Source organism: Streptomyces sp. NPDC001732 (genome assembly GCF_053596315.1).
The window spans coordinates 176,575-202,648 of record NZ_JBSFFY010000010.1; the positions used below are offsets into that span (position 1 = coordinate 176,575).

A 26,074-nucleotide genomic window follows, 5' to 3' on the forward strand; every position below is an offset into this window, starting at 1 on the left:
CGCTCGGGCCCAGCGACGGGGCAGCGCGCCGCCGCGCACCTCGGTCCACCCGCCCCGGTCCGCCCCGGAGCCGTACGCACCGGGCCCGGCCCGCTCACTTCCGGTACAGCGCCTCGATCTCCGCCTCGAAGTCCCGGGCGATCGCCTCGCGCTTCAGCTTCAGCGAGGGCATCAGATGGCCGCTCTCCTCGGCGAAGTCCACGGGCAGGACGGCGAATTCGCGGATCGATTCCGCCCGGGAGACCAGCTGGTCGGCCTCGTCGACCGCACGTTGCAGGGCCGAGCGCGCGAACGGGATGCGGCTGCCGCCGAGGACCGCGGCCCTGCGGGGCTGCGGGAGTTCGAGGGGGATCATCTCGACCAGATCCTGACTCTTCAGTAACCTTACTCCATAGTAAATCCATGACCGAGCAGGGAGTCCGGACAATGGCCGACCGCTATCTGCACTTCACCGGCACAGCACCCGGCCGTTTCCTCACGCGGCGGCTAGGACTCCCGCAACCCGCCCCACTGCGCCGCTGGTCACCCGGCACGCCGTCGCTGAACGGCCCGCTGCTGCACCTCACCGCCGGGGACTCCGTGGTCTCCGAGGATCTCGGCGCGCTCCTCGCGGCCACCGGTCTCGACGTCATCGGCCCCGGGCACGCCGAACGCACCGAACGTGCCGGACGCCCTGCGGGCATCGTGCTGGACGCGACGACCGTGGCCACCCCCGGCGGGCTCGCCGCCGTCCACGCGGCGCTGCACCCGGTGGCCCGCTCCCTCGCGCAGGGCGGCCTTCCGGTCGATGTCGCCGAGACGACCGCCTGGTTCGCCCAGCCCGCCTCGACGGCCGTGAACGGCCAGGTCGTGCGCGTCTGCGGCCAGAGCCTGCTGGGGGCCTGACCCGTGCCGAACCCGAACGCGGCACTCCTACGGGGAACCGTCACGTCCCCGTTCAAGAAGGCGGGCCGCCCCGGCGCCGTCCTGCCCGCCGACCGGATCGTCCTCCCGGCCGCGCCCGCCGCGCCCGGACCGCTCGCCGCGTACCGCCGGATCTGCGGCTTCCCCGACACCGGCCCGCTGCCGCTCACCCACCCGCACGTGCTGGGCTTCCCGGCCGCCATACGGCTGATGACCGCCCGGCGGTTCCCGCTGCCGGTCCTCGGGCTCGTCCACACCTGGATCGAGATCACCCGCCACCGGCCGCAGCACCCCGCCGATCCGCTCGAACTCACCGTGTACGCGCATGAGTTGAACGCCCACCGGCGCGGCACCGAGGTCACGATGGTCACCGAGGCGCGGTTGGCGGGCGAGCTGGTCTGGGAGTCCCGCAGCGGCTACCTCTCCCGCCACCCCGCCCGCACCCCGGCACCGACGACAGCGACCGGCCCGACCACCGCCGCACCCGCCGCGTCCGGGACTCCGGGCGACGGGACCCCGGGCGACGGGACTCCGGACGACGGGACGCCGCCCCCGGAGCTTCCCGCCCTCGCCGAGTGGCGGCTGCCCGGCGATCTGGGACGGCGTTACGGCGCGGCGTCGGGCGACCGGAACCCCATCCACCTGTATCCGCTCACCGCCCGGCTCCTCGGCTTCCCCCGGCCCGTCGCCCACGGCATGTGGACCGTCGCCCGCTGCCTGGCCGAGGCGCCCCGGCCCGACGAGATCCACTGGGTACGGGCCGACTTCAGGGCACCCGTCCTGCTGCCCTCCACCGTCACCCACGCCGCGGACGCCACCGGCTTCCAACTGCGCGGCGCCGACGACCGCGTCCATCTCACCGGACGGACGCTCCGCGCTCCCGCTCCGGGACCGAGGCCTGAGGCCGGGACCGAATGTCCGAGCCCGAACCGAAGACCTGAGCCGGGACCGAGGACCTGAGCCTAGGCCTGGGCCGGGGGCTGCCAGGGGCGGCCGTTCATCAGGTTCTCCAGCCCCGCCCAGGAGAAGTTCATCAGGGTGGCCGCGGCCTCCTTCGCCGAGACGCCCGGGGTCTCGTTCGCCCAGTCGGCGAGCGACTCCGCGGCCCCCACGAGCGCCTGCGCGAGCCCCGACACGTCCCGGTCGGGAAGCGCCGGATCGTGGTGCGCCTCGCGCGCCGCGGCCCCGATCAACTCCGTCACGAAAGCAACGATCTCGTTCCGCATCACCGTCACCTCGTTGGCGAAGGGCTCCCCGTGCGTGCGCGCCTGCCGGTGCAGCACCGCCCAGCCGTCCGGGTGCTCCGCCGTGTGCGTGAAGAACGCGCGCAGCCCCGACCACAGTTGCCGGTCCGCCGGAAGCCCCGGCTCCACCCCGGCCCGCACCGCTTCGACCAGCGCTTTCGCCTCACGCCTGATGCAGGCGGTGAAAAGCTCTTCCTTGGAGTTGAGGTACAGGTAGACGAGCGGCTTGGACACCCCGGCCAGCTCTGCGATCTCGTCCATCGACGCCGCGCGGTACCCGCGCTGCCCGAAGATCTGCACCGCGGCGTCCATCATCTGCTGCTCGCGCACGGCCCGCGGCATGCGTTTGCTCTTCACAGCACCCACGTCGACTTCCTCCCGCCCCCGTGTGCCACTCCCGGTCAAGGGTACGGCGCGGGGCACCTCCCCTCGTACGGCGCCGACCGCCGCGCCCCGCCCCCGGCACTCCCCCGGAACGCACCGTGGGCCCCTCCCCCGAGTCCGGGGAAGGGGCCCACGAAAGAGCCGTGGTGCGCGCGGGGACTACGCCGCGACCGGCACCCGCTGCGGCTCGGCGCCGACCGTCTCGCCGTCGACCGGGGAGGACGAGGCCGAGTCGTACGCCTCGCGGTCGAGGATCTTCTCGCGGGCCGAGACGATCACCGGCACCAGCGCCTGACCGGCCACGTTCGTCGCCGTCCTCATCATGTCCAGGATCGGGTCGATGGCCATGAGCAGGCCGACGCCCTCCAGCGGGAGGCCCAGCGTCGAGAGGGTGAGGGTCAGCATGACCGTCGCACCGGTGAGACCGGCGGTGGCCGCCGAGCCGATGACCGAGACGAACGCGATCAGGAGGTAGTCGCCGACACCCAGCTGCACGTCGAAGATCTGCGCGATGAAGATCGCCGCCAGCGCCGGGTAGATCGCGGCGCAGCCGTCCATCTTGGTGGTGGCGCCGAACGGGACGGAGAAGGAGGCGTACTCCTTCGGGACGCCGAGGCGCTCGGTGACCTTCTGGGTGACCGGCATCGTGCCGACCGAGGAGCGGGAGACGAAGGCCAGCTGGATCGCCGGCCAGGCACCCTTGAAGAACTGCAGCGGGCTGAGCTTGGCGACGGTGGCGAGCAGCAGCGGGTACACGCCGAACAGCACCAGGGCGCAGCCGATGTAGACGTCGGCGGTGAACGTGGCGTACTTGCCGATCAGGTCCCAGCCGTAGTCGGCGATCGCGTAGCCGATGAGGCCGACGGTGCCGATGGGGGCGAGGCGGATGACCCACCACAGGGCCTTCTGGAGGAGCTCCAGGACGGACTCGCTGAGGCTGAGGATGGGCTGCGCCTTCTCACCGAGCTGGAGCGCGGCGATACCGGCGACGGCGGCCATGAAGACGATCTGGAGCACGTTCAGCTCGGTGAACGGCGTGATCACGTTGTCCGGGATGATGCCGGTGAGGAAGTCGAGCCAGGAGCCCGCGTGCTCCGGCAGCTTGCCGTCCTTCGGCGTGAGGCCGGTTCCGGCGCCCGGGTTGGTGACCAGGCCGATCCCGAGGCCGATGGCGACCGCGATCAGCGAGGTGATCATGAACCAGAGCAGGGTGCGGGTGGCCAGCCGGGCGGCGTTGTTGACCTTGCGCAGGTTGGTGATCGACACCAGGATCGCGAAGAAGACGAGGGGCGCCACGGCCAGCTTCAGCAGCTGGACGAAGATGTGGCCGACCTTGTCGAGCGTGGTGTAGAGCCAGCCGATGTCGTACGTGCGGGTGAGCCAGCCGAGTACGACGCCGAGGACGAGACCGGCGACGATCTGGGCCCAGAACGGGACCTTGGGTATGCGGAAGCCGGAGCCGGACGGGCTGCCGGCGGTGGTGGACGCGGGATTCGCGGACACGGACACACTCCAGATGTGACGCATCGGGGCGCACGGGGACGATGGTGCGAGGGGGACGGGGATGCGGCGCCCGCGTCGGGGGCGGCGCCGCTGCATGGTGCCGGTTCAGACGTTGCGGCAACAGACCGCGGACATACAGCGGCAGAGATCGACGTGCAGGCGCACCACGAGCGGGACGCTCGCGGCGGATCGATGGCGCACTGCGGTCTTCATGGCAAACACGTTAACACTTGAACTTTGAGGTTCTCAAAGTACTTCTTTGATACGGAGACCGGCGGCGGCGCCGGCCCCGACCGCCCCGGAGCCCGTGGGCACGACAAAACCCCAGTACAGGAGCGGGTGCTCCGGCGCTGGGGTTTCGGATGAAAAGCGTACGGATGTGAGGAGGCTTACAGAGCGCTTACGCGCCCCTCGCGTCGTCGCCGTCCGGCGGTCACTGGGTGACGTGGTCCTCGCGGGTCCGGTTCGCCTCCAGGCGCTCCTTGGCGCGGTCGACCGTGGACACGATCTGCACGGACATCTCGTCGCGCTGCTTGCGCAGCAGCACGTAGCTGAGCGGCGCGGAGAGGACCAGGGCGAGCAGAATCACCCAGACGGGATTGGAGCCGTTCGTCCCGGAGGGCAGCAGACCGAAGTGGACGGCCACGGCCGCGACGACGAGGCAGCCGACGAAGATGCCGAACCGCATCGCGGTGTACCGGATTGTCGCGCTCGGCTTGGCAGCGGACACAGTTGGCCCCTCTCTCGACGTATGACGGTCCTTCGATCCTGCCCGACCAGTGAAGCATGCCCCGGAATCGATCACTTGGGAGGGCTCTGCCAAAGGCGCCCCGCACCACCGTCCAGGACCGGCCGGGCGGGGCGGTGACGGCACGCCCCGCGGTCACCGGCCGAGCGGCAGCAGCATGATGATGTCGTCGCGGTCGTCCCCCTCGGCGACCCGGATCGCGTCGGGCACCCGTCCGACCTCCTTGTATCCGCACGAGGCGTAGAACCGGTCGACGCCGGTGCCGCCGCGACAGGTGAGCCGGACGGCCTCGATCCCGTCGATCCCGCGGGCGGCGTCGGCCGCGGCGTCCATCAGGTCGCGGCCGTAGCCCTTGCCCTGGTGCCGGGGGTGGACCATCACGGTGTAGAGCCAGAGCCAGTGACTCATCAGCCGGTGCGTGTTCAGGGCGAGGAAGGCGGTGGCGGCCACGGCGCCCTCCTCGTCGAGGCCGACCAGCAGCCGGGTGCGCCCCTCGGCCATGGCGACCAGGTGCTTGACCAGTTCGGGCCGGATGTCGTCGGGGGTGACGGGCGGGACGAAGCCGACCGCGCCGCCCGCGTTGGAGACATCGGTCCACAGCTCGACCATGCCGTCCCGCAGGGTGCGGTCGAACTTGGGATCCAGCTCGAATGTAAGTGCCATAAATGCAGATTAACCATTACTGCCCGGCGCCTCAAACGGCGTCCGGCACATGAGAGAGCCCCGGCCGGGCGGCCGGGGCTCTCCTGGTGGATCTTCCGCCGCGCGAGGGGGATTCCGTCGCCCGGGTCCGCGCCAGACCGGCGTCGACGGCGTCAGACCCGCATCGGCTGCGGCGACTCGCGCCGCTCGGCGTCCGGGCCCGGGTACTCGCGGATGATCTCGTACCGGGTGTTGCGCTCGACGGGCCGGAAGCCCGCGTCCCGGATCAGCTCCAGCAGGTCCTCGCGGCCGAGCTTGTTCGGCGTGCCGTAGTTGTCCGCGTCGTGCGTGATCTTGTACTCGACGACCGAGCCGTCCATGTCGTCCGCACCGTGCTGGAGCGCGAGCTGGGCGGTCTGCACCCCGTGCATCACCCAGAAGACCTTGACGTGCGGGACGTTGTCGAACAGGAGCCGCGAGACCGCGAAGGTCTTCAGCGCCTCGGCCCCGGTCGCCATCGTCGTCCGCGCCTGGAGCCTGTTGCGGACCTTGCCGTCCTTCATGTCCACGAAGTCGTGCTGGTAGCGCAGCGGGATGAAGACCTGGAAGCCGCCGGTCTCGTCCTGGAGCTCACGCAGCCGCAGCACGTGGTCGACGCGGTGCCGGGGCTCCTCGATGTGCCCGTACAGCATCGTCGCCGGGGTCTTGAGCCCCTTCTCGTGCGCCAGGCGGTGGATGCGCGACCAGTCCTCCCAGTGGGTGTCGTGGTCGACGATGTGCTGCCGGACCTCCCAGTCGAAGATCTCCGCGCCACCGCCGGTCAGCGACTCCAGGCCGGCCTCGATCAGCTCGTCGAGGATCTCGGAGGCCGAGAGGCCGGAGATGGTCTCGAAGTGGTGGATCTCGGTGGCGGTGAACGCCTTGAGGGAGACCTGCGGCAGGGCCTCCTTCAGCGCACTGAGCGAGCGCGGGTAGTAGCGCCACGGCAGGGTGGGGTGCAGCCCGTTGACGATGTGCAGCTCGGTGAGGTTCTCGCCCTCCATCGCCTTCGCGAGGCGGACGGCCTCCTCGATGCGCATGGTGTACGCGTCCTTCTCGCCCGGCTTGCGCTGGAACGAGCAGTACGCGCACGACGCGGTGCACACGTTGGTCATGTTGAGGTGCCGGTTGACGTTGAAGTGCACCACGTCGCCGTTGAGCCGGGTCCGCACCTCGTGCGCCAGACCGCCGAGCCAGGCCAGGTCGTCCGACTCGTAGAGGGCGATGCCGTCCTCCCGGGTCAGCCGCTCTCCCGCGCGGACCTTCTCCTCCAGTTCGCGCTTGAGCCCGACGTCCATGCGGCTGCCTCCAGTGTGTCGACGTGCTGTGCCCTCCCGGTGACCGGTGATACCGGGAGAAACCCCCGGTATCACCGGGGGCTCCACCACGGTACGCCTACACCTCCTCGGGAAGTTCCCCGACCCGGTTCTCCCACTTCGTGGAGAGCACGATCGTGGTACGGGTGCGCGAGACGCCCTTCGTGCCGCTGAGCCGACGGATGGTCTTCTCCAGACCGTCCACGTCGCCGACGCGCACCTTGAGCATGTACGAGTCGTCGCCCGCGATGAACCACGCGTCCTCGATCTCCGCGAGGTCCTTCAGCCGGCGCGCCACGTCCTCGTGGTCGGCCGCGTCGGAGAGCGAGATGCCGATCAGGGCCGTGACCCCGAGCCCCAGGGAGGCGGCGTCGACGGTGGCGCGGTAGCCGGTGATGACACCGGCGGTTTCCAGCCGGTTGATTCGGTCGGTGACGCTGGGCCCGGAGAGCCCGACGAGCCGTCCCAGCTCGGCGTACGAGGCCCTGCCGTTCTCCCGGAGTGCCTGGATGAGCTGCCTGTCCACCGCGTCCATGTGACTGGAACCTTCCATTGTTCAGCAGTATCGCGAGTTTATGTGTAGAATCTAAGGCATGCAGGCTCCATCGCCTGCAAATCTTCTCAAACATCCAAAATAAGCTTTCGAATCTTCAGGAGTGAGAACACCGTGTACTCGATCGAGATGGCCTACGCCCGTATGCGCGAGCTGCAGGACCTGGCCAACCGCTCGCGTGCCCACCAGCCCGCCGCCGCCCACCGGGTCGACCGGGCCCGCAAGCCGCGCACCATGAAGAAGCGCTGACCACGAGGTCAGTCCCCGGAGCCGCGAGAGTCACGGGATCCACCACCGAGCTCTCCCTCCCACCGGCGGTACAGGTCGTGCGGCACCCCCGCCGCGTCCAGCACCCGCCCGGCGACGAAGTCCACCAGATCCTGGATGTGCGTCGCCCCCGCGTAGAACGCCGGAGAGGCGGGCAGCACCACGGCGCCCGCCTCGTCCAGGCTCACCAGATGCTTCAGCGTCTGACCGTTCAGCGGCGTCTCCCGGACGGCGACGACCAGTTTCCGCCGCTCCTTCAGCGTCACGCTCGCCGCCCGCTGGAGCAGATCCTTCGAGAGCCCGAGCGCCACCCCGGCCACACACGCCGTCGAGGCCGGGACGATCAGCATCCCCTTCGCCGGGTACGACCCCGAGGACGGCCCGGCCGCGAGATCACCGGCCGCCCAGTGCCGTACGCCCTCGACGTCCGTGTCGAAGGTGTGCGGCTTCCCGTCCGCGCCCCGCGCCAGCCATGCACGCAGGTCCTCCCGCCAGTGCGCGTCGCGGAACGCGAGCCCGGTCTCGTCCAGCAGGGTCAGCCGCGAGGCCCGGCTCACCACCAGATCCACGCTCTCCCCCGCCGCCAGCAGACCGCGCAGCACGGCGGCGGCGAAAGGGGTGCCCGAAGCTCCGGAAACCCCGACAATCCAAGGCTGTCGCTGGTGTTGGCTCACTGATGTCCCGGATTCCACACTCATGAGCCTATCCGGCTGCCCCTGACCGGAACCGAGGAAGGTGCCCCAGGCGTTTCCCGTGAGGGGACCGGGGTGGGAACAGGGGCGACACGGGACGGCAGGGGGCCACGATGACCGAACTCGATGCGCACGGCACCGGCACGATCCGGACGAGAGGCCCTGGGGCCGCGGCCAAACTGATGCTGGGCTGGGTGGCGTTGCTCTGGCTGCTCGAAGTCGTCGACGCGGCGACCGGCCACGCGCTGGACGGCTTCGGGATCGAGCCGCGCCGGGCCGCCGAGCTGCTGGACGTCGTGCCCGCGTCCTTCGTCCACTTCGGCTTCGACCACGTCGCGTCCAACAGCGTGCCGCTGCTGGTCTTCGGCTTCCTCGCCGCGCTCGGCGGCATCCGCCGGTTCGCCGCCGTGGCCGCGACGATCGTCGTGGTCGACGGCCTCGGCGTCTGGCTGGTCTCGCCGGAGCACTCCAACACGGCGGGCGCGTCCGGGCTGGTCTTCGGCCTCTTCGGCTATCTGCTCGTGCGTGGTTTCGTCGACCGCAGAATCCTCGACATGGCCGCCGGTCTGGTGATCGGCTCGATATGGGGCTCGTCGATCCTGCTGGGAATCTCCCCCGCCAACACCTCGGTCAGCTGGCAGGGCCATCTGTTCGGCCTGGTGGCGGGCATCGCGGCGGCGTTCGTCTTCCGCCGTGACTCCCGCCGTGGCGCGGGGGCACCCGCCCGGCCGCTCGCGCCGTAGGGCGCGGGCGGAGCCCCCGGTGGGCGGGTCAGCCCTCGCCCTGGCCCGCGCTCCCCATAGGGCCGACCTTCACCGAGGAGCCGGAGCCGTCCGTGACGGGCAGCGTGCCGCTGCCCGGCCAGGCGAGGGTGACCGACTTCGTCTCGTCCGGCGGGGTCACCACCAGACCCGTGACACGGACGCCGGAGCCGCCCGAATCGTTGATCGGGTAGGTGATGCCGAAGAACACCGACTTCCCGTCCCTGAGGGTCATCGGGTCGGCCTTCTCACCGGTGCGCTCCGCGGACACCGTCCCCGAGGCGGTCTTCAGGTCGACGCCCGCGTACCCGGAGAGCACGCAGTCCCGGCCGCCGCCGTTCTTCAGCTCCACCGCGACGGTCACCTCGGTGTCGCCGCCGATGGTGCTGTCCGTCGCGGTGATCTCCAGCTCGTCGGTGCGGCACTTGCCGGTCTTTCCGTTCCCGTTCGAACCGGTCCCGGCGGCCGTGCCCTGCCCGCCGGAGCCCTTCCCCGCGGAGTCCTTCCCGTCCTGGTCCGAACCGCCCGAGCCCGAACCGCCGCTCGCGGAGGACGTGCCGGACGCGGCCGGCGGGGCGCTCTGCCCCATGTCGCCCTCGCCGTTCTGACAGGCCGTGAGCGAGAGGCCTGCGGCAACGGCCAGGGCTGCGAAGGTGAGCTTGCGTACGCGCATCGTTACGTCCTCAGTGTCGGTGGGGGGTGCCGTTCGCCCGGTACGAGCGAGCGTTCCTGCCCACCAAGAGCGGCCCGGCCGGACGGCGCGTTCCGCCCAACAACCCGCTAATACACCCCTGTTACACACGGTCGGACGCAACGCGCCCCACCACCGGGCACGGCCCGGGACCGGTTCAGACCGTCAGGCCCCGCACCAGCAGGTCCAGCAGCGCGCACGCGAACAGGGCGATGCCGATGAACCCGTTCACCGAGAAGAACGCCCGGTTCAGCCGGGACAGGTCGTGCGGGCGCACCACCCGGTGCTCGTACACGAAGGCGACGGCGACGACCGCCATGCCGATCCAGTAGAACAGTCCGGCCTCCGTGGCCAGCCCGAACCAGACCAGCAGCCCGGTCGTGATCACGTGGCAGACCCGCGCCCCCCACAGCGCGGCCGGGACCCCGAACCGGGCCGGGACCGACAGCACCCCGTGCGCCCGGTCCGCCTGGACGTCCTGGCAGGCGAAGATCAGGTCGAAGCCGCCGATCCAGATCCCGACCGCGAGACCGAGGATCACCGCGTCCCACGACCAGCTGCCGGTCACCGCCAGCCAGGCCCCGACCGGCCCCATGGCCTGCGCGATCCCGAGGATGGCGTGCGGGTAGTGGGTGAACCGCTTCCCGTACGGATAGACCACCATCGGCACGACGGCGACCGGTGCGAGCGCCAGGCAGAGCGGGTTCAGCAGCGCCGCCGCCCCGAGGAAGAGGACGACCGCGACGAGCGCCCCGGTCCACGCCGACTTCACCGAGACCGCGCCGGTGACCAGCTCCCGGTTCGCGGTGCGCGGGTTGCGGGCGTCGATCTCCCGGTCGATGATCCGGTTGCACGCCATCGCGAAGGTCCGCAGCCCCACCATGGCGACGGTGACCAGCAGCAGCGTGACCCAGTGGATCGACTCGTCGTCCTGGAACATCGCGGTCAGGGCGGCGATGTACGCGAAGGGCAGCGCGAAGACCGAGTGCTCGATCATCACGAGCCGCAGGAACGCCTTGACCCTGCTGTTCGGCCGCGCGGGGCCGGAGCCCACCGTCGCTTCGGCCGCGCTCACAGCCCGTATTCCTTCCAGCGCCGGTCGACCTTCGCCGCCGTCTGCGGGTCGGACTCGACCATCTCCGGCCAGCCGCCGTCCCGGGTGTAGCCCTCCTCGGGCCACTTCCGGGTCGCGTCGATGCCCGCCTTGCCACCCCAGAACTGCTGGTAGGAGGCGTGGTCGAGGTGGTCGACGGGGCCCTCGGTGACGGTCAGGTCGCGGGCGTAGTCGGTGTTGCCGAGCGCCCGCCAGGCCACCTCGTGCAGGTCGTGGACGTCGCAGTCGGAGTCCACGACCACGATCAGCTTGGTCAGCGACATCATGTGCGCCCCCCAGATGGCGCTCATCACCTTCTGGGCGTGCTTCGGGTACTTCTTGTCGATCGAGACGATCGCACAGTTGTGGAAGCCGCCCGCCTCCGGCAGGTGGTAGTCCACGATGTCCGGCACGATGATCTTGAGGAGCGGCAGGAAGAACCGCTCGGTGGCCCGCCCCAGCGGCCCGTCCTCGGTCGGCGGCCGGCCCACCACGATCGACTGGAGCAGCGGGCGCCTGCGCATGGTCACGCAGTCGATGGTCAGCGCGGGGAACGGTTCCTGCGGGGTGTAGAAGCCGGTGTGGTCGCCGAACGGCCCCTCGGGCAGCGTCTCGCCGGGCTCCAGCCATCCCTCCAGGACGACCTCGGCATGCGCCGGGACCTGCAGCGGCACGGTCCTGCAGCCGACCATCTCGATCCGCTTGCCCTGGAGGAAGCCGGCGAAGAGGTACTCGTCGATGTCCCCGGGCAGCGGCGCGGTGGAGGCGTACGTGACGGCGGGCGGCGCCCCGAAGGCGATGGCGACCGGCAGCCGTTCCCCGCGCCGGGCGGCGACCTGATAGTGGTTGCGGCTGTCCTTGTGGATCTGCCAGTGCATGCCGATGGTGCGGCGGTCGTGGCGCTGGAGCCGGTAGAGCCCCAGGTTCCGGATGCCGGTCTCGGGGTGCTTGGTGTGAGTGAGGCCCAGGTTGAAGAAGGAGCCGCCGTCGCCGGGCCAGGTGAAGAGCGCGGGCAGCCGGTCGAGGTCCACGTCCTCGCCGGTGAGCACGACTTCCTGCACCGGGGCGCTGTCCGCCTTCACCTTCTTCGGCGGCACGTGCACCATCGAGCCGAGCTTGCCGAACGCCTCCCGCACCCCGACGAAGCCGTGCGGCAGCTCCGGCTTGAGGAGCCCGCCGATCTTGTCGGAGATCTCGGAGTACGACTTCAGCCCGAGCGCCTTGAGTAGTCGCCGGTCGGTCCCGAAGACGTTCATGGCCAGGGGCATCGAGGACCCCTTGACGTTCTCGAAGAGCAGCGCGGGGCCGCCCGCCTTGTTCACCCGGTCGACGATCTCGCCGACCTCCAGATGAGGATCGACCTCGACCTTGATGCGCTTGAGCTCGCCCTCGCGTTCCAGGGCCCGGAGGAGGGAACGAAGATCGTCGTAAGCCATGCCGTCCAGTTTGTCACCACGCCCGTGGATCACCCGGACTGCCCCACCCATGGCGCCCTCCGGACACCCCGCCGGAACCGGCCTCGGGCCGTCCACGGGTCGCCCCCGGTCGTTCCCGGGCCGTTTGCGGGCCCGCACCGGAGCTCTCCCGCCGTGACGGGGAGCGACTCGCGGTGGGATGTCATGCGTACCGGTTACTCTGAGCCCGTCACCGGGGCGGGACATGCCCCGCCATCTCTCCGCGGGGGGACTTCTCCATCATGTTCCGGGCCCTGATCTATCTCCTGCCTCTGGCGCTGACGATCTACGCGTTCATCGACTGCCTGAACACCCCCGAGGACGAGGCGAAGCACCTGCCGAAGATCGCCTGGGTCTTCATCATCCTGCTCTTCTGGATCGTGGGCCCGATCGTCTGGCTGGCCGCGGGCAAGATGCGTACCGCGCCCGCCGGGGGCCGCACGCCGTCCGAATGGCACCGCAACCACCGCACCCAGTGGGTGGCGCCGGACGACAATCCGGAGTTCCTGAAGGCGCTGAAGGAAGAGAACAAGAAGGACGAGTCGCTCCTCAAGGACTGGGAGGCGGACCTGCGCCGCCGCGAGGAGGAGCTGAAGCGCCGGGAGAGCGGTGCGGGCCCGGAGGAGCCGACCCCGCCCGCCCCGTAGTTCCAGGGCCCCGGATCACCGTTCGGCCGCGGCGTACTGCTCGCGCAGTTCGGCCCACCGCACCGGGGTCCACTTCGACCAGTCGGCGGGGTAGCCGTCGAGTGCGTCCACGAGGTACTGGAAGTGGTCGTGCCAGCCCGCGAGGCGGTCCAGGCGCAGTTCGTCGTCGCCCCGGAACTCGTTGGTGAAGCGCAGCAGCACATGGTCGCCGCGCGGCGGCTCCAGGTGGAAGCGGACCCGGTCGTGGGGCCCCTCGAAGGTGTACTCGGCGACCCGCTCGACGTCCCAGGCGGTGACGGTGCCCGTGGCGACCGTCGCGGCCCCCTCCCGGTCGGGGTTCAGCGGGCGGAGCGTGATCGCGCCGCCCACGCGGTGCTGGAACGGGTCGGCCTCGGCGAGCCAGCCGCGCAGCCCCTCGGAATCGGCGACGGCTGCCCACACCCGTGGCACGGGGTGGGGCAGCCGCAGGATGAACCGCAGGGTGTGCAGGTCGCCGCGGGTCTCGCTGGTGCCGTGCTCGATGACGGGGGTCGCATCGGTCATGTTTCCAGCGTGGCCCGGTGGTGCGGGTTCTGCACCCTTGCTCGTACGGGGCCGGTCAGACGCCCGCGTAGGAGTGCTTGCCGGTGACGAAGATGTTCACGCCGTAGTAGTTGAAGAGCCAGCAGCCGAAGGCGATCAGCGCCAGGTAGGCGGCCTTGCGGCCCTTCCAGCCGGCGGTGGCGCGGGCGTGCAGGTAGCAGGCGTACGCGACCCAGGTGATGAAGGACCAGACCTCCTTGGGGTCCCAGCCCCAGTAGCGGCCCCACGCGTCGCCCGCCCAGATGGCGCCCGCGATGATCGTGAACGTCCACAGCGGGAAGACCGCGGCGTTGATGCGGTACGAGAACTTGTCGAGCGAGGCGGCGGCGGGCAGCCGGGAGAGCACGGACCGGGCGAACGCACTGGGCTGTCCGCCGTTGGCCAGCTTGTTCTCGTAGCTGTCGCGGAAGAGGTAGAGCAGGGTGCCGACCGCGCCGAGGTAGAAGACGGCCCCGCAGAAGATGGCGGTGGAGACGTGGATCCACAGCCAGTACGAGTGCAGCGCGGGCACCAGCTGGTCGCTGTCGGTGTAGAGCCACGTCGTCGCGATGCCGAGGTCCAGCAGGACGGTGGTGACCAGGAGCAGCCCCATCCAGCGGACGTTCTTGCCCAGCGCGAGGAGGACCAGGTACGCGCCGACCGCCACCGTGGAGAAGGTGATGGAGAACTCGTACATGTTGCCCCAGGGGGCGCGCTGCACGGACAGCGCGCGGGCGACGACGCCGCCGGCCTGCACGAGGAAGGCGAGCACGGTCATGGAGACCGCGACCCGCCCGTACAGGTCGCCCTTGAACGTGCCGCCGGCCGCGCCGGGCCCGTCCGGGACGTCGCGGGAACCGGCCGCGGAACGCGTGACGATCTTCGGGCGGTCCAGTACGGCGGTGCCGCCGCCCTTCTGGGCGACCTGCACCTTCACCTGGGGAGCGGCGGCCTCGTCCCCGGTCAGGGCGGCGGCGGTGCGGCCGACCTTGCTGCGGCTGCCGAACACCCATTCCGCGATGTGCGCGAGGAAGGCCAGGGTGTAGACGGCCATAGCCGAATAGATCAGCACATTGCTGGTGTGCGCCAGGTTCTCGTTGGTCGCGGCGGCGAGATTCACTTCTCAGCCCCTTCGGCAGGATCTTCGGAGGATTCTTCGACGGCGTCGGAATCGGCATCGGAGTCGGGTCCGGCGTCGGGGTCGGTTCCGGGTCCCGAACCGGGTCCGGAGTCGGGTCCGGACCCCGAATCGGGTCCGGAGTCGGGGTCGGGTCCGGGCTCGGGGTGGGGCTCCGGGGGTGCCGAGGCGACGAGCGCGACCGCGAGGTCGGCCAGTTCCTCGGGCAGCTTCGCGGACTCGCTGCGGCCCAGGGCCGCCATCTCGACGACGGTGACGCCGTCCGCGCCGCGCACCGCCCGCACCCAGACCCGGCGCCGCTGGATGAACAGCGAGCCCGCGAGTCCGGCGATCGCGGCGACCGATCCGCCGAGCGCCCAGCCGCTGGCCGGCTGCTCCGAGATCTGGAAGCTGGCCCACTCCTGGAGGCCCTCGAACGTGATGGAGCCCGCCCCGTCGGGCAGCTTCATGGTCTCGCCGATCAGCAGCCGCTGCTTGAGCTGCTTGCCGTCGGCGTCCTTGAACTCCGTCATCTTGGTCTTGTCCAGCTGGTACACGTTCTGCGCCAGTCCGGAGTCGGGTCCGAGGTAGCCGTGGTAGCCGTTGAGGGCCAGCACGGGCAGGTCGGGGGCCGGGAACTGCGAGAACATCGTGCCCCTGCCGTTGCCCGCGAAGGTCGGCACGAAGAACGCCTGGAAGCCGAGCTGGGTCTTCTTGCCGTTCTTGTCGCGGTAGCCGTCCAGGACCTTGATCGCCCCGGTCGACGTGACGTTGTTGTCGATCGGCAACAGCGGCACCGCGTTCCGGTAGACCTCCTTGCCCCTGCCGTCCTTCACGGAGACGACCGGCGCGTAGCCGTGCGCGTTGAGGTAGACCTTGGTGCCGCCGACGACGAGGGGTTCGTTGACCCTGATGACGGTCTTCTTCGGCTTGCCGTACGCGCCCTCCGAGTACGTGACGTGTGCCTCGTAGGTCCGGGGCGTGCCCCGCTGGGGGCCGCTGCGCTCGTACGTGCCGGTGAACTTGTCGAGCGTGAAGCTGAACGGGGCGAGCGAGTCGGTGTCGAACAGCGAGCCGGACTTGAAGTCGTCGTACTGCGTGAGCGTGTTGGAGAAGCCGTCGCCCTCGACGATCAGCTTGCCGCCCTCGGACTTGAAGAGCTGTCCGCAGGCGAAGGCCACCAGCATCACGATCAGGGAGACGTGGAAGACCAGGTTCCCGGCCTCGCGCAGATAGCCCTTCTCGGCCGCCACGGCGCCGTCCACGGCGTGCGCGCGGAAGCGGCGCTTCCGCAGGATCGCGAGCGCGGCCTCGCGGACCTGCTCGGGCTCGGCCTCGGTGCGCCAGGTGGTGTACGCGGGCAGCCGGGTCAGGCGCTTGGGGGCGCCGGGCGGCCGGCTGCGCAGCTGGCTCACGAACTGGCCGGTGCGCGGCACGATGCAGCCGATGAGCGAGACGAACAGCAGGATGTAGATCGCGGAGAACCACACCGAGCTGTAGACGTCGAAGAACTGGAGCTTCTCGTAGAGCGGCGTGAGGGTGGTGTGGGCCTTCTTGAACGCCTCCACCTTCAGCTCGTCCACGCTGTTCTGCGGGATCAGCGAGCCGGGGATGGCGCCGAGCGACAGCAGGAAGAGCAGGATCAGGGCGACCCGCATCGAGGTGAGCTGCCGCCAGAACCAGCGGGCCCAGCCGAGGACGCCCATGGCGGGCAGGCCGGCCGGGCTCTCCTCGCTCGGGGCGGTGGAGAGCCGGGAGCCGGCGGCGCCCAGCTCGGCTGCGCTCTCCCCGTCCCGCTCGTCCCGGCGCTCGCGCTCCGCGGCGGGGTTGGACTTGGTGTTGCTCATGGAACTCAGATCCCCACCGTGAAGCCGTTGGACCAGCCCTGTACCTGCTGCATCATCGTGCCCCACACACCTGTGAGCAGAAGCAGGCCGGTCACGATCATCATGCCGCCGCCGATCCGCATCACCCAGGCGTAGTGCCTCTTGACCCAGCCGAACGCGCCGAGCGCCTTGCGGAAGGCGACGGCGGCGAGGACGAAGGGGATGCCGAGGCCGAGGCAGTACGCGACGGTCAGTATCGCCCCGCGTCCGGCGGTGCCCTGGTCCATCGCGAGGATGCTCACCGAGCTGAGCGTCGGGCCGAGACACGGGGTCCAGCCGATCCCGAAGAGAGCGCCCAGCAGCGGAGCGCCCGCCAGGCCGGTCACCGGCCTCCTGTGGATGCGGAACTCGCGCTGGGTCATCCAGGGCATCAGGCCCATGAAGAAGGCCCCCATCAGGATCATCAGCACGCCGAGGATCTTGGTGAGGATTCCGCTGTTGTCCTGGAGGGTCTGGCCGAAGAAGCCGAAGAGGGCGCCGCCGGAGACGAACACGGCGGTGAAGCCGAGCACGAAGAGCGAGGCGCCCGCGACCATCCGCCCCCGCCGGGCCTGCGCCAGGTCGGTGCCGCTCACGCCGGTGACGTAACTGAGGTAACCGGGGACGAGCGGCAGGACGCACGGCGAGAAGAAGGAGACGAGCCCGCCGAGTACGGCGATGGGCAGGGCGACGAGCAGCGCCCCGTTCAGGACGGTCTGGTTCTCGCCCTGGAGCGCGGCAAGGGTGTGCACGGAATCACTTCTCCGCGATCAGCGGGTCGATCATCTCGTGCAGCTTGTCGGAGTCGAGCGCGGTCAGGGAGCGGGCGGCGATCTTCCCGTCCCGGTCCAGGACCACGGTCGACGGGATGGCCTGCGGGCGGAGCGTGCCCTTGGGGAAGCGGAGCATGAGCTTGCCGGTCGGGTCGTAGAGGCTCGGGTAGGGGACCCCGTAGTCCTCCTCGAAGCTGATCGCGGGGCCCTTCTTGGCGTCCCGCGTGTTGATCCCGACGAACTGGACGCCCTTGTCCTTCATCTCCTTGGACACCCGGGAGAAGTACTGGGCCTCCAGGCGGCAGGGCCCGCACCACGAGCCCCACATGTTCAGCACGACGACCTTGCCCTTGTAGTCGGCGACGTCGAGCTGCTTGCCGTCGAGGGTCTCGCCGTCCAGCTTCGGGGCGGCGACGCGTTCGCCCTTGGCCACGGTGGAGATCCCGCCGCTGCCCGTGACGAAGTTCGTGTTGCCACCGCCGCCGGTCTTGTTGTCGCTCCCGCCGCACGCGGTCAGCGTGAGGGCGAGTGCGGCGGCTGCTGCGGGGGCGGCGAGCAGGGTGAAGCGGCGTCGGGGTGCGCGGCCATGGCTCATGTGAAAAGTTTCGCATGGCGGTTCAGGCGATCTCGGGCACCCCCCTCAGTGCCCGTAAAGCCCGTTGTCAGCCCTGTTTAAAGAAGGCGTTCCAGCCACCCGCGGGCGCCTCGCCGACTCCCAGCGAACGGAGCTTGTCGAGGACGGCCGGGGTCTGTACGTCGAGCCAGTCGACGAACTGCCGGAAGGAGACGAGGCGCACGTCCGGCTTCCCGGCGATTTTCTTGATCACCGCTTCGACCGCGTCCATGTAGATGCCGCCGTTCCACTCCTCGAAGTGGTTTCCGATGTAGAAGGGAGCGCGATTCGTCGTGTAGGCGCGGTTGAATCCGGCGAGATACGACTGGGTGGCCTGTTCGCGCCAGCCGGGATAGCGCGAGGGCATCCCCTTGGTCGAATTCAGCGACTGGTTGGCCAGGATGTTGTAGTCCATCGAGAGGACCTCGAAGGTGTGCCCGGGGAAGGGCATGGCCTGGAGCGGAAGGTCCCAGACGCCCTGGCGCTTCTTGGGCCAGACCTGGGTTCCGCCGGGCGAGCTGGCGTCGTAGCGCCAGCCGAGCCTGCTCGCGGTGGGCAGCAGGTTCTCCTGGCCGAGCAGGCAGGGGGCACGGCCGCCGACCAGTTCCTTTCGGTAGTCGAAAGGCAGTGGGTCGAGATCGGTCCAGCCGGTGTTGGTGCGCCATTCGGTGACGAAGGAGACCGCCTGGTCGATTTCGTTGCGCCACTGCTGGGGCGACCAGTTGGCGACCGATCCGGAACCGGCGCAGAAATGCCCGTTGAAATGGGTGCCGATCTCGTGTCCGTCGAGCCATGCCTGACGGACGTTCTTCAGCGTCTCCTTGACGTGCTCGTCGGTGAGATAACCGATGTCGGAAGCGCCGATCGGATTGTTGGGCGGCCGGTACATGGACTTCTTCGACTCGGGCAGCAGATAGATCCCGGACAGGAAGAAGGTCATCGCCGCGTCGTGATCCTTGGCGAGTTCCAGAAAGCGCGGGAAGAGGCCGTTGCCGACCTCGCCCGCACCGTCCCAGGAAAAGATCACGAACTGCGGCGGCGTCTGCCCGGGTTCGAGCGGGACCGGCTTGGCGGGCTGGTGCGGCTGCTTCCCGGTGTCCGCGGTGGAACCGTCCCCGATCTTCCGGACGTCCTTCTTCGCGGGCCCGGTCCCCCGGGTGCTCCCGTCGCTCCCCTTCTCCCCCGTGGTCCCCGACCGGCTCTCGCCGGAGGAGGAGCCGAAGGTGCCACAGCCCGCCACCCCGAAAGCGGCGGCGGCTCCGACGCCGGCCCCGAGCAGACCCCTTCGGCTGATATCACGCATGCTTACCCCATCTGCGGTCGTTTTTCCTCAAGTCCATACAAACTGGCGAAGGCTTAGATGGTGGAACCAACACGGGGGTTCCGCGATTTAGCACATGATTCTTTGCGTGACCAGACCCGGACCGTACCCGAACTTATGAACCAGCAGGTGGAGTGGGCGGGTGTGGCGCCCGATCGCCGCGGAAAACAGCGATCGCCGGACAGGCGAGAAAACACGCCCGTCCGGTGATCGTGGACGAATCGGAGACCCGGCGACCGGGAGGACCTGCGACCCGGCGGCCGGAAGGCCTGGTGACCCGGTGAGCTGGAGGTCCGGTGACCCGGCGGCCGGAAGGCCCGGCGGCCGGGAGGCCCGACGGGACCGGGCCCGGGGCACCCCCGCCGGCCCCGGCCGGTCCGGTCGGCCCGCTACGCGCCGAACGCCTTCGACTTGCCCTTCACCGGCTTCGCCCCGGCCCGCAGATGCGCCGGCACCAGGTCCCGCGCCGGTTCCGTGTACCCGACGGACACGATCTTGTCGCCCTGGTACGTGAAGCTGGTCAGCGAGGCGAGGGTGCACTGCCGCTTGCGCGGGTCGTGCCACAGCCGCCGCCGCTCGACGAAGCTGCGCACGATCCAGATCGGCAGCTGGTGGCTGACGCACACCGCCTCGTGACCGCGCGCCGCGTCACGCGCCGCGTCCAGCGCGCCCATCATCCGTACGACCTGCTCGATGTACGGCTCGCCCCACGACGGCCGGAACGGGTTGGTCAGGTGCTTCCAGTTGTCCGGCTTGCGCAGCGCGCCGTCCCCGACGCCGAACGTCTTGCCCTCGAAGACGTTGGCGGCCTCGATGAGCCGCTCGTCGGTGGCCAGCTCCAGCTCGTGCGTCCCGGCGATCGGCGTGGCCGTCTCCTGGGCCCGCTCCAGCGGGGAGGCGACGACGTACGTGATGTCGCGGCCCGCCAGGTGTTCGGCCACCCGGTCGGCCATCTGCCGGCCGAGCTCGGAGAGGTGGTAGCCGGGGCGGCGCCCGTACAGCACGCCCTCGGGGTTGTGCACCTCGCCGTGCCGCATCAGGTGGACGACGGTGATGTCCTTGTCCTTGCGGCTCCCGGCGCCCCCGGTGCTCGCGTCCTCGCTCATGCGGTGGCCTCCGATGCGGCGCGGGCGGCGGCGGGCAGGGCGGCGGCGATGCGCTCGACGGCCCGCGTGTCGTGGGCGGTGGAGACGAACCAGGACTCGAAGGCCGACGGCGGGAGGTAGACGCCCTGCGACAGCATCGAGTGGAAGAAGGCGGTGAAGCGGAAGGCTTCCTGCTGCTTCGCGTCCTCGTAGTTCCGCACCGGCCGGTCGGTGAAGAAGACGGAGAACATGTTGCTCGCCGCCTGCACCGTGTGCGCCACGCCCTCCTTGGCGAGCGCCTCGCCGACCAGCCCGCGGATCTCCGCGGAGACCGTGTCCACCATGGCGTACGCCGCGTCGTCGAGCAGCCGCAGCTGGGCGAGACCGGCGGCGGTGGCGATCGGGTTCCCGGAGAGGGTGCCCGCCTGGTAGACGGGGCCGGCCGGGGCGAGGTGCGCCATCACGTCCGCGCGCCCGCCGAAGGCCGCGGCCGGGAAACCGCCGCCCATGACCTTGCCGAAGGTCATCAGGTCGGGCCGCACCCCGTCGACGCCGAACCAGCCGGCCTTCGAGGTACGGAAACCGGTCATGACCTCGTCGGAGATGTAGAGCGCCCCGTTCGCGGCGCAGAGCTCCTTGAGCCCGGCGTTGAAACCGTCCAGCGGCGGCACGACGCCCATGTTGCCCGGCGACGCCTCGGTGATCACACAGGCGATCTCGCCGGGGTGCGCGGCGAACGCCTCGCGGACGGCGTCCAGGTCGTTGTACGGCAGCACGATCGTGTCGCCGGCCTGCGCACCGGTGACCCCAGGGGTGTCCGGGAGGCCGAAGGTCGCGACCCCGGACCCGGCGGCGGCGAGCAGCGCGTCCACGTGGCCGTGGTAGCAGCCGGCGAACTTCACCACCTTGGCCCGGCCGGTGAACCCGCGGGCGAGACGGATCGCGGACATGGTCGCCTCGGTGCCGGACGACACCAGCCGCACCTGCTCCACGGGCTCGACCCGGGCCACGATCTCCTCGGCGAGCGCGACCTCGCCCTCGCCCGGCGTACCGAACGAGGTGCCGCGGGCTACGGCCTCCTGGACTGCGGCGATGACCTCCGGGTGGGAGTGGCCGAGGATCATCGGCCCCCACGAGCACACGAGGTCGACGTACTCACGTCCGTCGGCGTCCGTGAGGTACGGACCGTTACCGGACACCATGAACCGGGGCGTACCGCCCACGGCCCGGAAAGCACGGACGGGAGAGTTCACGCCGCCGGGCGTCACGAGGGACGCGCGGTCGAAAAGCGTCTGCGAAACTGGGGCGTCATAGGGAAAGCTCACATACGCCATGGTGTCAGAGCCACGGACGGACTTGCGGACTGGTGTTTCACCGCACGTCCGCGGGGGAGGTCACTGACACGATGATCGGGTTGCGCGGCGGCGCTGTGTCTCCTAAGTAGTAGTCGGGTGGATGAGGTATGCATCGCGGTGGCGGAGTGGGCGAAGGGACCGACGACCTGGGGCCCGAGCCTGCCCGGCGGGGTCGGCACCGGCGTGAGGCCAGGCGCGAGCGGGCCATGCGGCCCGGCGGCGCGCAGGACGGCGAGGCCGGAAGCAGGAGTGGTGGCCGGGTGGGGGTGACCTACAAGTACTTCGGTGCTCCCGACGGGGCCACCGCGGCACGCGTGCCCATTTCGATGCGCCCCGAGGAGCTCGGCGGCGACGAACTGGGCATGGGCGGCATGTTCACCAAGATCAAGCCGGAGACGGTGGCGGCGATGGTCCTCACCGGCATACAGGGCATACCCCTGCACCAGGTCCCCCCGCTGGAACTGGTCGTGCTCCACCCCGACTACGCGGTGGTCAAGCTCCCGATGACGGTCGTCGACCCGCTGCGCGGCGTCGGCGAGGAGTCGGTGGGCGCCGCGGCGTTCATCTGGTCCACGGTCCCGGACCGCGGCGGCCCGCGGGACGCGTTCAACGTCTACCAGCTGCTCCACGAGTGGCAGGACTTCTCCCACCGGCTGCACGACGCCGGACACCAGGCGTACTGCCTGGTATGGCCCTGACCTGGGGTTTGTGAGGCACAAAGGGCCATGAAGGGTGAGGGCGGGGCCGGGGCCCCGCCCTTCGCGGCGTTCTCGGACCGCGTCCGGCCCCCATCTGTTCCATGCTGGAGGGGCATCGACCGTTCCCGATCCCGGGGAGTCCTGATGTCCAGCCAGTCCCTCGACGACGCGACGCTGACCGAACTCGTCGCCGACGCCACTGCCGCCCCGTCCATGCACAACGCCCAGCCCTGGCAGTTCCGCGCCACCCGCGCGGGCCGGACCATCACGCTCCTCGCCGATCTCGACCGCGCGCTGCCCGAGGCGGACCCGGCCACCCGGGCGCTGCACGTGGGCTGCGGCGCGGCGCTGCTGAACCTGCGGGTGTCCGCCGCGCACCGCGGGCTGGACGCCGTCACCGCGCTGCTGCCCGATCCGTGGGCCCCCGCGGTGCTGGCCACCGTCCGCCTCGGCCGCCGCACCGACGCCGGGGACGGGGCCGGGAGCGGGGGCGAGGCCGGGGACAGGGACGGCGCCGGGGACGTGGCGCTCGCCGCGCTGCACCCCGCGATCCGGGAGCGGCACACGAGCCGCTACCCGTTCGACGACCAGGCGGTCCCGCCGGACATTCGGGCACTGCTCGTCGAGGCGGCCCGGGTGGAGGGCGCTGACTTCACGTTCCTGGTCTCCCCGCACCTGGAGGCGGTGCTGGACCTGATCCGGGACGCCGAGGGCTACGTCCGCGAGGACCCGGCGCGGGAGGCGGAGCAGCGGAGCTGGACCCGGGACACGAAGACCGAGGCCCCCGTCGACGGCATCCCGGACTACGCCCTGGGCCCCCGCGACGCCTCGGCACGGGCGACCGCCCGCGACTTCCTGGGGACTGCCCCGCAGCCCGGCCGGGCCCGGGTGCCGTTCGAGAAACGACCGCAGCTGGCCCTGCTGTCCACCCCCGGCGACCACGCCGTCGACTGGCTCCGGGCCGGTCAGGCGCTGGAGCGGATGCTGCTCACGGCCACGCTCCACGACGTGTCCACGTCGTTCGCGACCCAGCCCCTCGAATGGCCGGACCTGCGCTGGCTGCTGCGCGACCCGGTCCACGGCTCGGGCCACGCCCAGATGATCGTCCGGCTGGGATACGGGCCCACGGGGCCGCGCACCCCGCGCCGCCCCATGGAGCAGGTGCTGACGATCGAACCGTAGCGGCAGGCCGTGACGGCGGGCCGGGGAGCGCCGTGGCGGCAGGCCGGAGAGCCGAGCGCGGAAGGCGGTGGGAGCAATGCTGCTCCCGGTGGTCGTGGGGGTGGACGGGTCGGAGGGGAGTCTGCGCGCCCTGGACTGGGCGGTGGCGGAGGCGGCGCGCTCGCGGCTGCCCCTGCGGGTCGTGCACGCCTCCCTGTGGGAGCGCTACGAGGGTGTGCACTCGGTCTTCGACACCGAACGCCCCACGGAGGAGGTCCTCGCCGAACACCTCGTCGCCGAGGCCACCGACCGCGCGCGGCGGCTCGGTCCCCGAGTGGCGGTGGAGGCCGCCGTGCTGGCCGAGGACACGGTGACGGCGCTCGTCGAGGAGAGCCGGGAGGCCACCCTGGTCGTCGTCGGTTCGCGCGGCCGGGGCCGGGTGGCCGGGATGCTGCTGGGGTCCGTCAGCCTGTCGCTCGCCGGCCGGTCCCGCTGCCCGGTCGTGGTCGTCCCGGCGCGTTCGGCCGGGGCCTCGGAGCATCGGGCCCCGGAGCATCCCGGCCGCGTCGTCGTCGGGATCAGCGACGCCACGACGCCGGCCCCGGCCGCCGTCTTCGCGCTGGAACAGGCGGTGCTCCGCCACGGCGAGCTGGTCGCCGTGCGCGCCTGGCGCAGTCCCGCCCACGGGCCCATGGGCCATCCCCTCATCTCGGGTTCCCCGGCCTCCTCGTACCACCGGGAGGCCGAGGAGCACCTCGAAGAGGTGCTGGCGCAGCTGGACCCGGGCGGTTCCTCCGGTGTCGTCATCCACCGGTCGGTGGTGCGGGGGCCGACGCACCAGAGCCTCATCGAGGCCGCCCGGGACGCGGAACTCCTGGTCGTCGGCGCCCGCAGGAGCAGCGGATGGCACGGATTCCGCCTCGGCCCGGTGAGCCACGCGATGCTGCATTACGCGCCCGTCCCGGTCGCCGTCGTCCCCGACACGCACCACCGCTGACCCGGATCGTCGCCACGGTCCGCAAAGGAATTCCACAAAGGGAGTCCGCAAAGGGAGTCCGCAAAAGGGATACTGCATCGAACACTTGACCACCCAGCTGCCCGGGACGGTGGCGGGAGTCCGGTGCGGCCCGACCGCACCGCGGCCACGCGCGACCGCCGGCCCGGTCGCACCGCTCTCCCGTACCCCTCCTCCCCCGTACCCGGCGCGGCACCGAAGCACGAGAGGGAGGCCCGGCCCATGGTCGACGTCGCCGCCGCACGCCTTGTCACCACGCTCGCCGCACCGCTGGCCCACGAACCGGACGCAGCGGACGTCCCGCACCTGGTTCGGTGGCCCGTGCCACACCCCGGCGGGGCGTCCGGCGACGGACGGCCCGCGTCCGGCCGGCGGCTGCTCGTCCAGCGCGGCGACACCGAACTGGTCGTCGTCGCCCTGGACGCGGCGGAAAGCACGGCGGGGGACGCGGCGGAAGGCGTGGCAGAGGATGCGGCAGAGGGCCCGGCGAAGGACGCGGGGAACGCCCCGGTGGTCCGTTTCCCCGCGCCCTGGCCCCGCAGCTTCGGCACCTTCGCGGTGGCACCGGACGGCGGTCTCGCGGTCTTCGCCGGGGTGCACGCGGTGTACGCGGTGGACCCGACGGGCGCGGTGCGCTGGGAGATCGCGCACGGCTGCTGGGAGGGCAGTTGCCGCACGCTCCACACCGGGTTCGAGGAGTACGCGACCGATCCCCGGCACCGGTACCCGGACAGCGGCTCGGCCGTGTTCTCGGCGGACGGCACGCTCGTGTGGGCCCACATACGCGGCCCCGTCGCCGCCTCGGGGCCCGACCCGGAGGCGCTGGACGAGTGGCTGGTCGTCGACGCCGCCGACGGCCGGGTCCTCGGCCGGGCGGACGCGGAGACGGTGGCCGCCGGATCGGACCACGTCCCGCACCCCGACCCCGCCCGGATGGGCCTGTGCGTCGGCGAGGGACAGGACGGGGTGCCGATGCTGTGGGGCAGGTGGGACGGCGAGAAGCTCTCCGTCGAACGGTTCTGCAACGACGAACGGATCCTGACGTCGGTGAGCCCGTCGGGCGAGCGCTTCCTGTCGGTGACGCACTACCAGGAGACGCTCGGCGTGCACCGGGTCGACGACGGCTCCGTACTGCACGAACTCGACACCGAGCACGCCGTTCCCCGTCACCCGGAGGCCGATCCCGACGACCGGGACGCCGACGAGGCGCTCTGGGACTACGTCTGCGGCTTCCTCGACGAGGAGACCGTCGTCGCCGGTACGTCGGAGCGGGACGAGGAGTACGGCGAACCGCGCCACTGGCTGGTGAGCACGGCCGGGGAGCGGATGCGGGTGACGGCGCGACTCGCGTACCCCTTCCCGATCTCCGGCGCCCCCACCGCCCTGGGCGACGGCACCTGGTACACGGTGTCGGAGTCGGGCGACGCACTGCACGTGTGGAGCCGCTAGTGCTGTGGCCGGAAAGGTTTGCCGGAAAGCTCGCGGCGTCCGGTGCGGTGCATCGCAAGGCGGAGCATTGCCCGCGTACTGGATGTACTCGGGTGATGCGACAACGCGGCGAGGTGCCGTGCCG

26 protein-coding genes and 2 pseudogenes are annotated in these 26,074 nt (G+C 70.8%); 9 read left to right on the forward strand and 19 right to left on the reverse strand.

All coding sequences use genetic code 11. The annotated features are described in order from the left end of the window. Positions 1-94: 94 nt before the first annotated feature. Positions 95-286, reverse strand: a pseudogene (locus ACWCXX_RS13925) (long-chain fatty acid--CoA ligase); the annotation flags it as partial. Between the two features lie 140 nt (positions 287-426). Here ACWCXX_RS13925 and ACWCXX_RS13930 point away from each other — a divergent pair. Beyond that, positions 427-777, forward strand: a pseudogene (locus tag ACWCXX_RS13930) (3-oxoacyl-ACP reductase); the annotation flags it as partial. A 111-nt stretch (positions 778-888) separates the two neighbouring features. Beyond that, positions 889-1,863: a MaoC family dehydratase gene (locus ACWCXX_RS13935; RefSeq protein WP_451126751.1), complete on the forward strand. Its 975-nt coding sequence runs from the start codon at positions 889-891 to the stop codon at positions 1,861-1,863. 2 nt (positions 1,864-1,865) lie between these two features. Here the strand turns inward: ACWCXX_RS13935 and ACWCXX_RS13940 are convergent, their stop codons facing one another. The 6 genes from ACWCXX_RS13940 to ACWCXX_RS13965 all read right to left on the reverse strand — a co-directional run bounded on the left by ACWCXX_RS13940 (position 1,866) and on the right by ACWCXX_RS13965 (position 7,314). Continuing rightward, positions 1,866-2,489 (reverse strand): TetR/AcrR family transcriptional regulator, encoded by a 624-nt coding sequence (locus tag ACWCXX_RS13940; protein ID WP_451126829.1) that lies wholly within the window; start codon positions 2,487-2,489, stop codon positions 1,866-1,868. Positions 2,490-2,690: 201 nt separating this feature from the next. After that, positions 2,691-4,034 (reverse strand): dicarboxylate/amino acid:cation symporter, encoded by a 1,344-nt coding sequence (locus ACWCXX_RS13945; protein WP_451126753.1) that lies wholly within the window; start codon positions 4,032-4,034, stop codon positions 2,691-2,693. Between the two features lie 433 nt (positions 4,035-4,467). Beyond that, a complete protein-coding gene (locus tag ACWCXX_RS13950) occupies positions 4,468-4,722 on the reverse strand; it encodes a DUF4229 domain-containing protein (RefSeq protein ID WP_451126830.1) in 255 nt (84 codons plus the stop codon). Between the two features lie 195 nt (positions 4,723-4,917). Further along, entirely contained in the window at positions 4,918-5,445 is a 528-nt protein-coding gene (locus tag ACWCXX_RS13955; RefSeq protein WP_451126755.1) for an N-acetyltransferase family protein, read from the reverse strand. A 152-nt stretch (positions 5,446-5,597) separates the two neighbouring features. Beyond that, positions 5,598-6,761: an aminofutalosine synthase MqnE gene (gene mqnE / locus ACWCXX_RS13960; protein WP_451126757.1), complete on the reverse strand. Its 1,164-nt coding sequence runs from the start codon at positions 6,759-6,761 to the stop codon at positions 5,598-5,600. A gap of 97 nt (positions 6,762-6,858) precedes the next feature. Next, positions 6,859-7,314, reverse strand: coding sequence for an Lrp/AsnC family transcriptional regulator (locus ACWCXX_RS13965; protein ID WP_451126759.1), 456 nt, complete (start codon positions 7,312-7,314; stop codon positions 6,859-6,861). A gap of 132 nt (positions 7,315-7,446) precedes the next feature. Here ACWCXX_RS13965 and ACWCXX_RS13970 point away from each other — a divergent pair, with 132 nt between their 5' ends. Next, a complete protein-coding gene (locus ACWCXX_RS13970) occupies positions 7,447-7,581 on the forward strand; it encodes a hypothetical protein (protein ID WP_388989997.1) in 135 nt (44 codons plus the stop codon). Between the two features lie 8 nt (positions 7,582-7,589). Here ACWCXX_RS13970 and ACWCXX_RS13975 read toward each other — a convergent pair whose 3' ends face one another. Beyond that, positions 7,590-8,297, reverse strand: coding sequence for a UbiX family flavin prenyltransferase (locus tag ACWCXX_RS13975; RefSeq protein ID WP_451126761.1), 708 nt, complete (start codon positions 8,295-8,297; stop codon positions 7,590-7,592). Positions 8,298-8,404: 107 nt separating this feature from the next. Here ACWCXX_RS13975 and ACWCXX_RS13980 point away from each other — a divergent pair, with 107 nt between their 5' ends. Beyond that, the gene (locus tag ACWCXX_RS13980) at positions 8,405-9,034 is read left to right on the forward strand and encodes a rhomboid family intramembrane serine protease (RefSeq protein ID WP_451126763.1); all 630 of its coding nucleotides are present in this window, start codon (positions 8,405-8,407) and stop codon (positions 9,032-9,034) included. Positions 9,035-9,062: 28 nt separating this feature from the next. On the opposite strand, the gene ACWCXX_RS13985 is transcribed toward ACWCXX_RS13980, so the two are convergent. From ACWCXX_RS13985 to ACWCXX_RS13995, 3 genes are all read right to left on the reverse strand, one after another. Further along, positions 9,063-9,725, reverse strand: a complete 663-nt coding sequence (locus ACWCXX_RS13985) for a DUF4232 domain-containing protein (protein WP_451126765.1) — start codon at positions 9,723-9,725, stop codon at positions 9,063-9,065. Between the two features lie 175 nt (positions 9,726-9,900). Next, positions 9,901-10,818, reverse strand: a complete 918-nt coding sequence (gene mqnP, locus ACWCXX_RS13990; protein WP_451126767.1) for a menaquinone biosynthesis prenyltransferase MqnP — start codon at positions 10,816-10,818, stop codon at positions 9,901-9,903. After that, complete coding sequence (locus tag ACWCXX_RS13995; RefSeq protein WP_451126768.1) at positions 10,815-12,272, reverse strand: menaquinone biosynthesis decarboxylase; 1,458 nt, start codon at positions 12,270-12,272, stop codon at positions 10,815-10,817. Before ACWCXX_RS13995 ends, mqnP begins: the two co-directional genes overlap by 4 nt. 260 nt (positions 12,273-12,532) lie before the next feature. On the opposite strand from ACWCXX_RS13995, the gene ACWCXX_RS14000 reads away from it, so the two are divergent. Further along, entirely contained in the window at positions 12,533-12,937 is a 405-nt protein-coding gene (locus ACWCXX_RS14000; protein WP_451126770.1) for a PLD nuclease N-terminal domain-containing protein, read from the forward strand. A 15-nt stretch (positions 12,938-12,952) separates the two neighbouring features. Here ACWCXX_RS14000 and ACWCXX_RS14005 read toward each other — a convergent pair whose 3' ends face one another. From ACWCXX_RS14005 to hemL, 8 genes are all read right to left on the reverse strand, one after another. After that, entirely contained in the window at positions 12,953-13,480 is a 528-nt protein-coding gene (locus ACWCXX_RS14005) for an SRPBCC domain-containing protein (RefSeq protein ID WP_451126772.1), read from the reverse strand. A gap of 55 nt (positions 13,481-13,535) precedes the next feature. After that, the gene (gene ccsB, locus ACWCXX_RS14010) at positions 13,536-14,618 is read right to left on the reverse strand and encodes a c-type cytochrome biogenesis protein CcsB (RefSeq protein ID WP_451126773.1); all 1,083 of its coding nucleotides are present in this window, start codon (positions 14,616-14,618) and stop codon (positions 13,536-13,538) included. Continuing rightward, on the reverse strand, positions 14,615-16,462 hold the full coding sequence (locus ACWCXX_RS14015; protein ID WP_451126775.1) for a cytochrome c biogenesis protein ResB: 1,848 nt from the start codon (positions 16,460-16,462) through the stop codon (positions 14,615-14,617). The genes ccsB and ACWCXX_RS14015 overlap by 4 nt, the downstream gene beginning before the upstream one ends. Positions 16,463-16,467: 5 nt before the next feature. Further along, on the reverse strand, positions 16,468-17,232 hold the full coding sequence (locus ACWCXX_RS14020; RefSeq protein WP_451126777.1) for a cytochrome c biogenesis CcdA family protein: 765 nt from the start codon (positions 17,230-17,232) through the stop codon (positions 16,468-16,470). Positions 17,233-17,236: 4 nt separating this feature from the next. Continuing rightward, positions 17,237-17,848 (reverse strand): TlpA family protein disulfide reductase, encoded by a 612-nt coding sequence (locus ACWCXX_RS14025; protein ID WP_451126779.1) that lies wholly within the window; start codon positions 17,846-17,848, stop codon positions 17,237-17,239. 67 nt (positions 17,849-17,915) lie between these two features. After that, on the reverse strand, positions 17,916-19,169 hold the full coding sequence (locus tag ACWCXX_RS14030; RefSeq protein WP_451126781.1) for a hypothetical protein: 1,254 nt from the start codon (positions 19,167-19,169) through the stop codon (positions 17,916-17,918). A gap of 407 nt (positions 19,170-19,576) precedes the next feature. Next, positions 19,577-20,293 carry a histidine phosphatase family protein gene (locus ACWCXX_RS14035; RefSeq protein WP_451126783.1) on the reverse strand — a complete coding sequence of 239 codons (717 nt, stop codon included), beginning with the start codon at positions 20,291-20,293 and terminating at the stop codon, positions 19,577-19,579. Continuing rightward, positions 20,290-21,606, reverse strand: a complete 1,317-nt coding sequence (gene hemL / locus ACWCXX_RS14040; RefSeq protein ID WP_451126785.1) for a glutamate-1-semialdehyde 2,1-aminomutase — start codon at positions 21,604-21,606, stop codon at positions 20,290-20,292. The genes ACWCXX_RS14035 and hemL overlap by 4 nt, the downstream gene beginning before the upstream one ends. Positions 21,607-21,734: 128 nt before the next feature. Between hemL and ACWCXX_RS14045 the strand changes: the two genes are divergently transcribed. The 4 genes from ACWCXX_RS14045 (at position 21,735) to ACWCXX_RS14060 (ending at position 25,950) form a co-directional block, all read left to right on the forward strand. Next, positions 21,735-22,325 carry a hypothetical protein gene (locus ACWCXX_RS14045; RefSeq protein ID WP_451126787.1) on the forward strand — a complete coding sequence of 197 codons (591 nt, stop codon included), beginning with the start codon at positions 21,735-21,737 and terminating at the stop codon, positions 22,323-22,325. 144 nt (positions 22,326-22,469) lie between these two features. Next, positions 22,470-23,507, forward strand: a complete 1,038-nt coding sequence (locus ACWCXX_RS14050) for an Acg family FMN-binding oxidoreductase (RefSeq protein WP_451126789.1) — start codon at positions 22,470-22,472, stop codon at positions 23,505-23,507. A 76-nt stretch (positions 23,508-23,583) separates the two neighbouring features. Then, the gene (locus tag ACWCXX_RS14055) at positions 23,584-24,483 is read left to right on the forward strand and encodes a universal stress protein (protein WP_451126791.1); all 900 of its coding nucleotides are present in this window, start codon (positions 23,584-23,586) and stop codon (positions 24,481-24,483) included. 240 nt (positions 24,484-24,723) lie between these two features. Beyond that, complete coding sequence (locus ACWCXX_RS14060) at positions 24,724-25,950, forward strand: hypothetical protein (protein WP_451126793.1); 1,227 nt, start codon at positions 24,724-24,726, stop codon at positions 25,948-25,950. Positions 25,951-26,074: the final 124 nt, after the last annotated feature.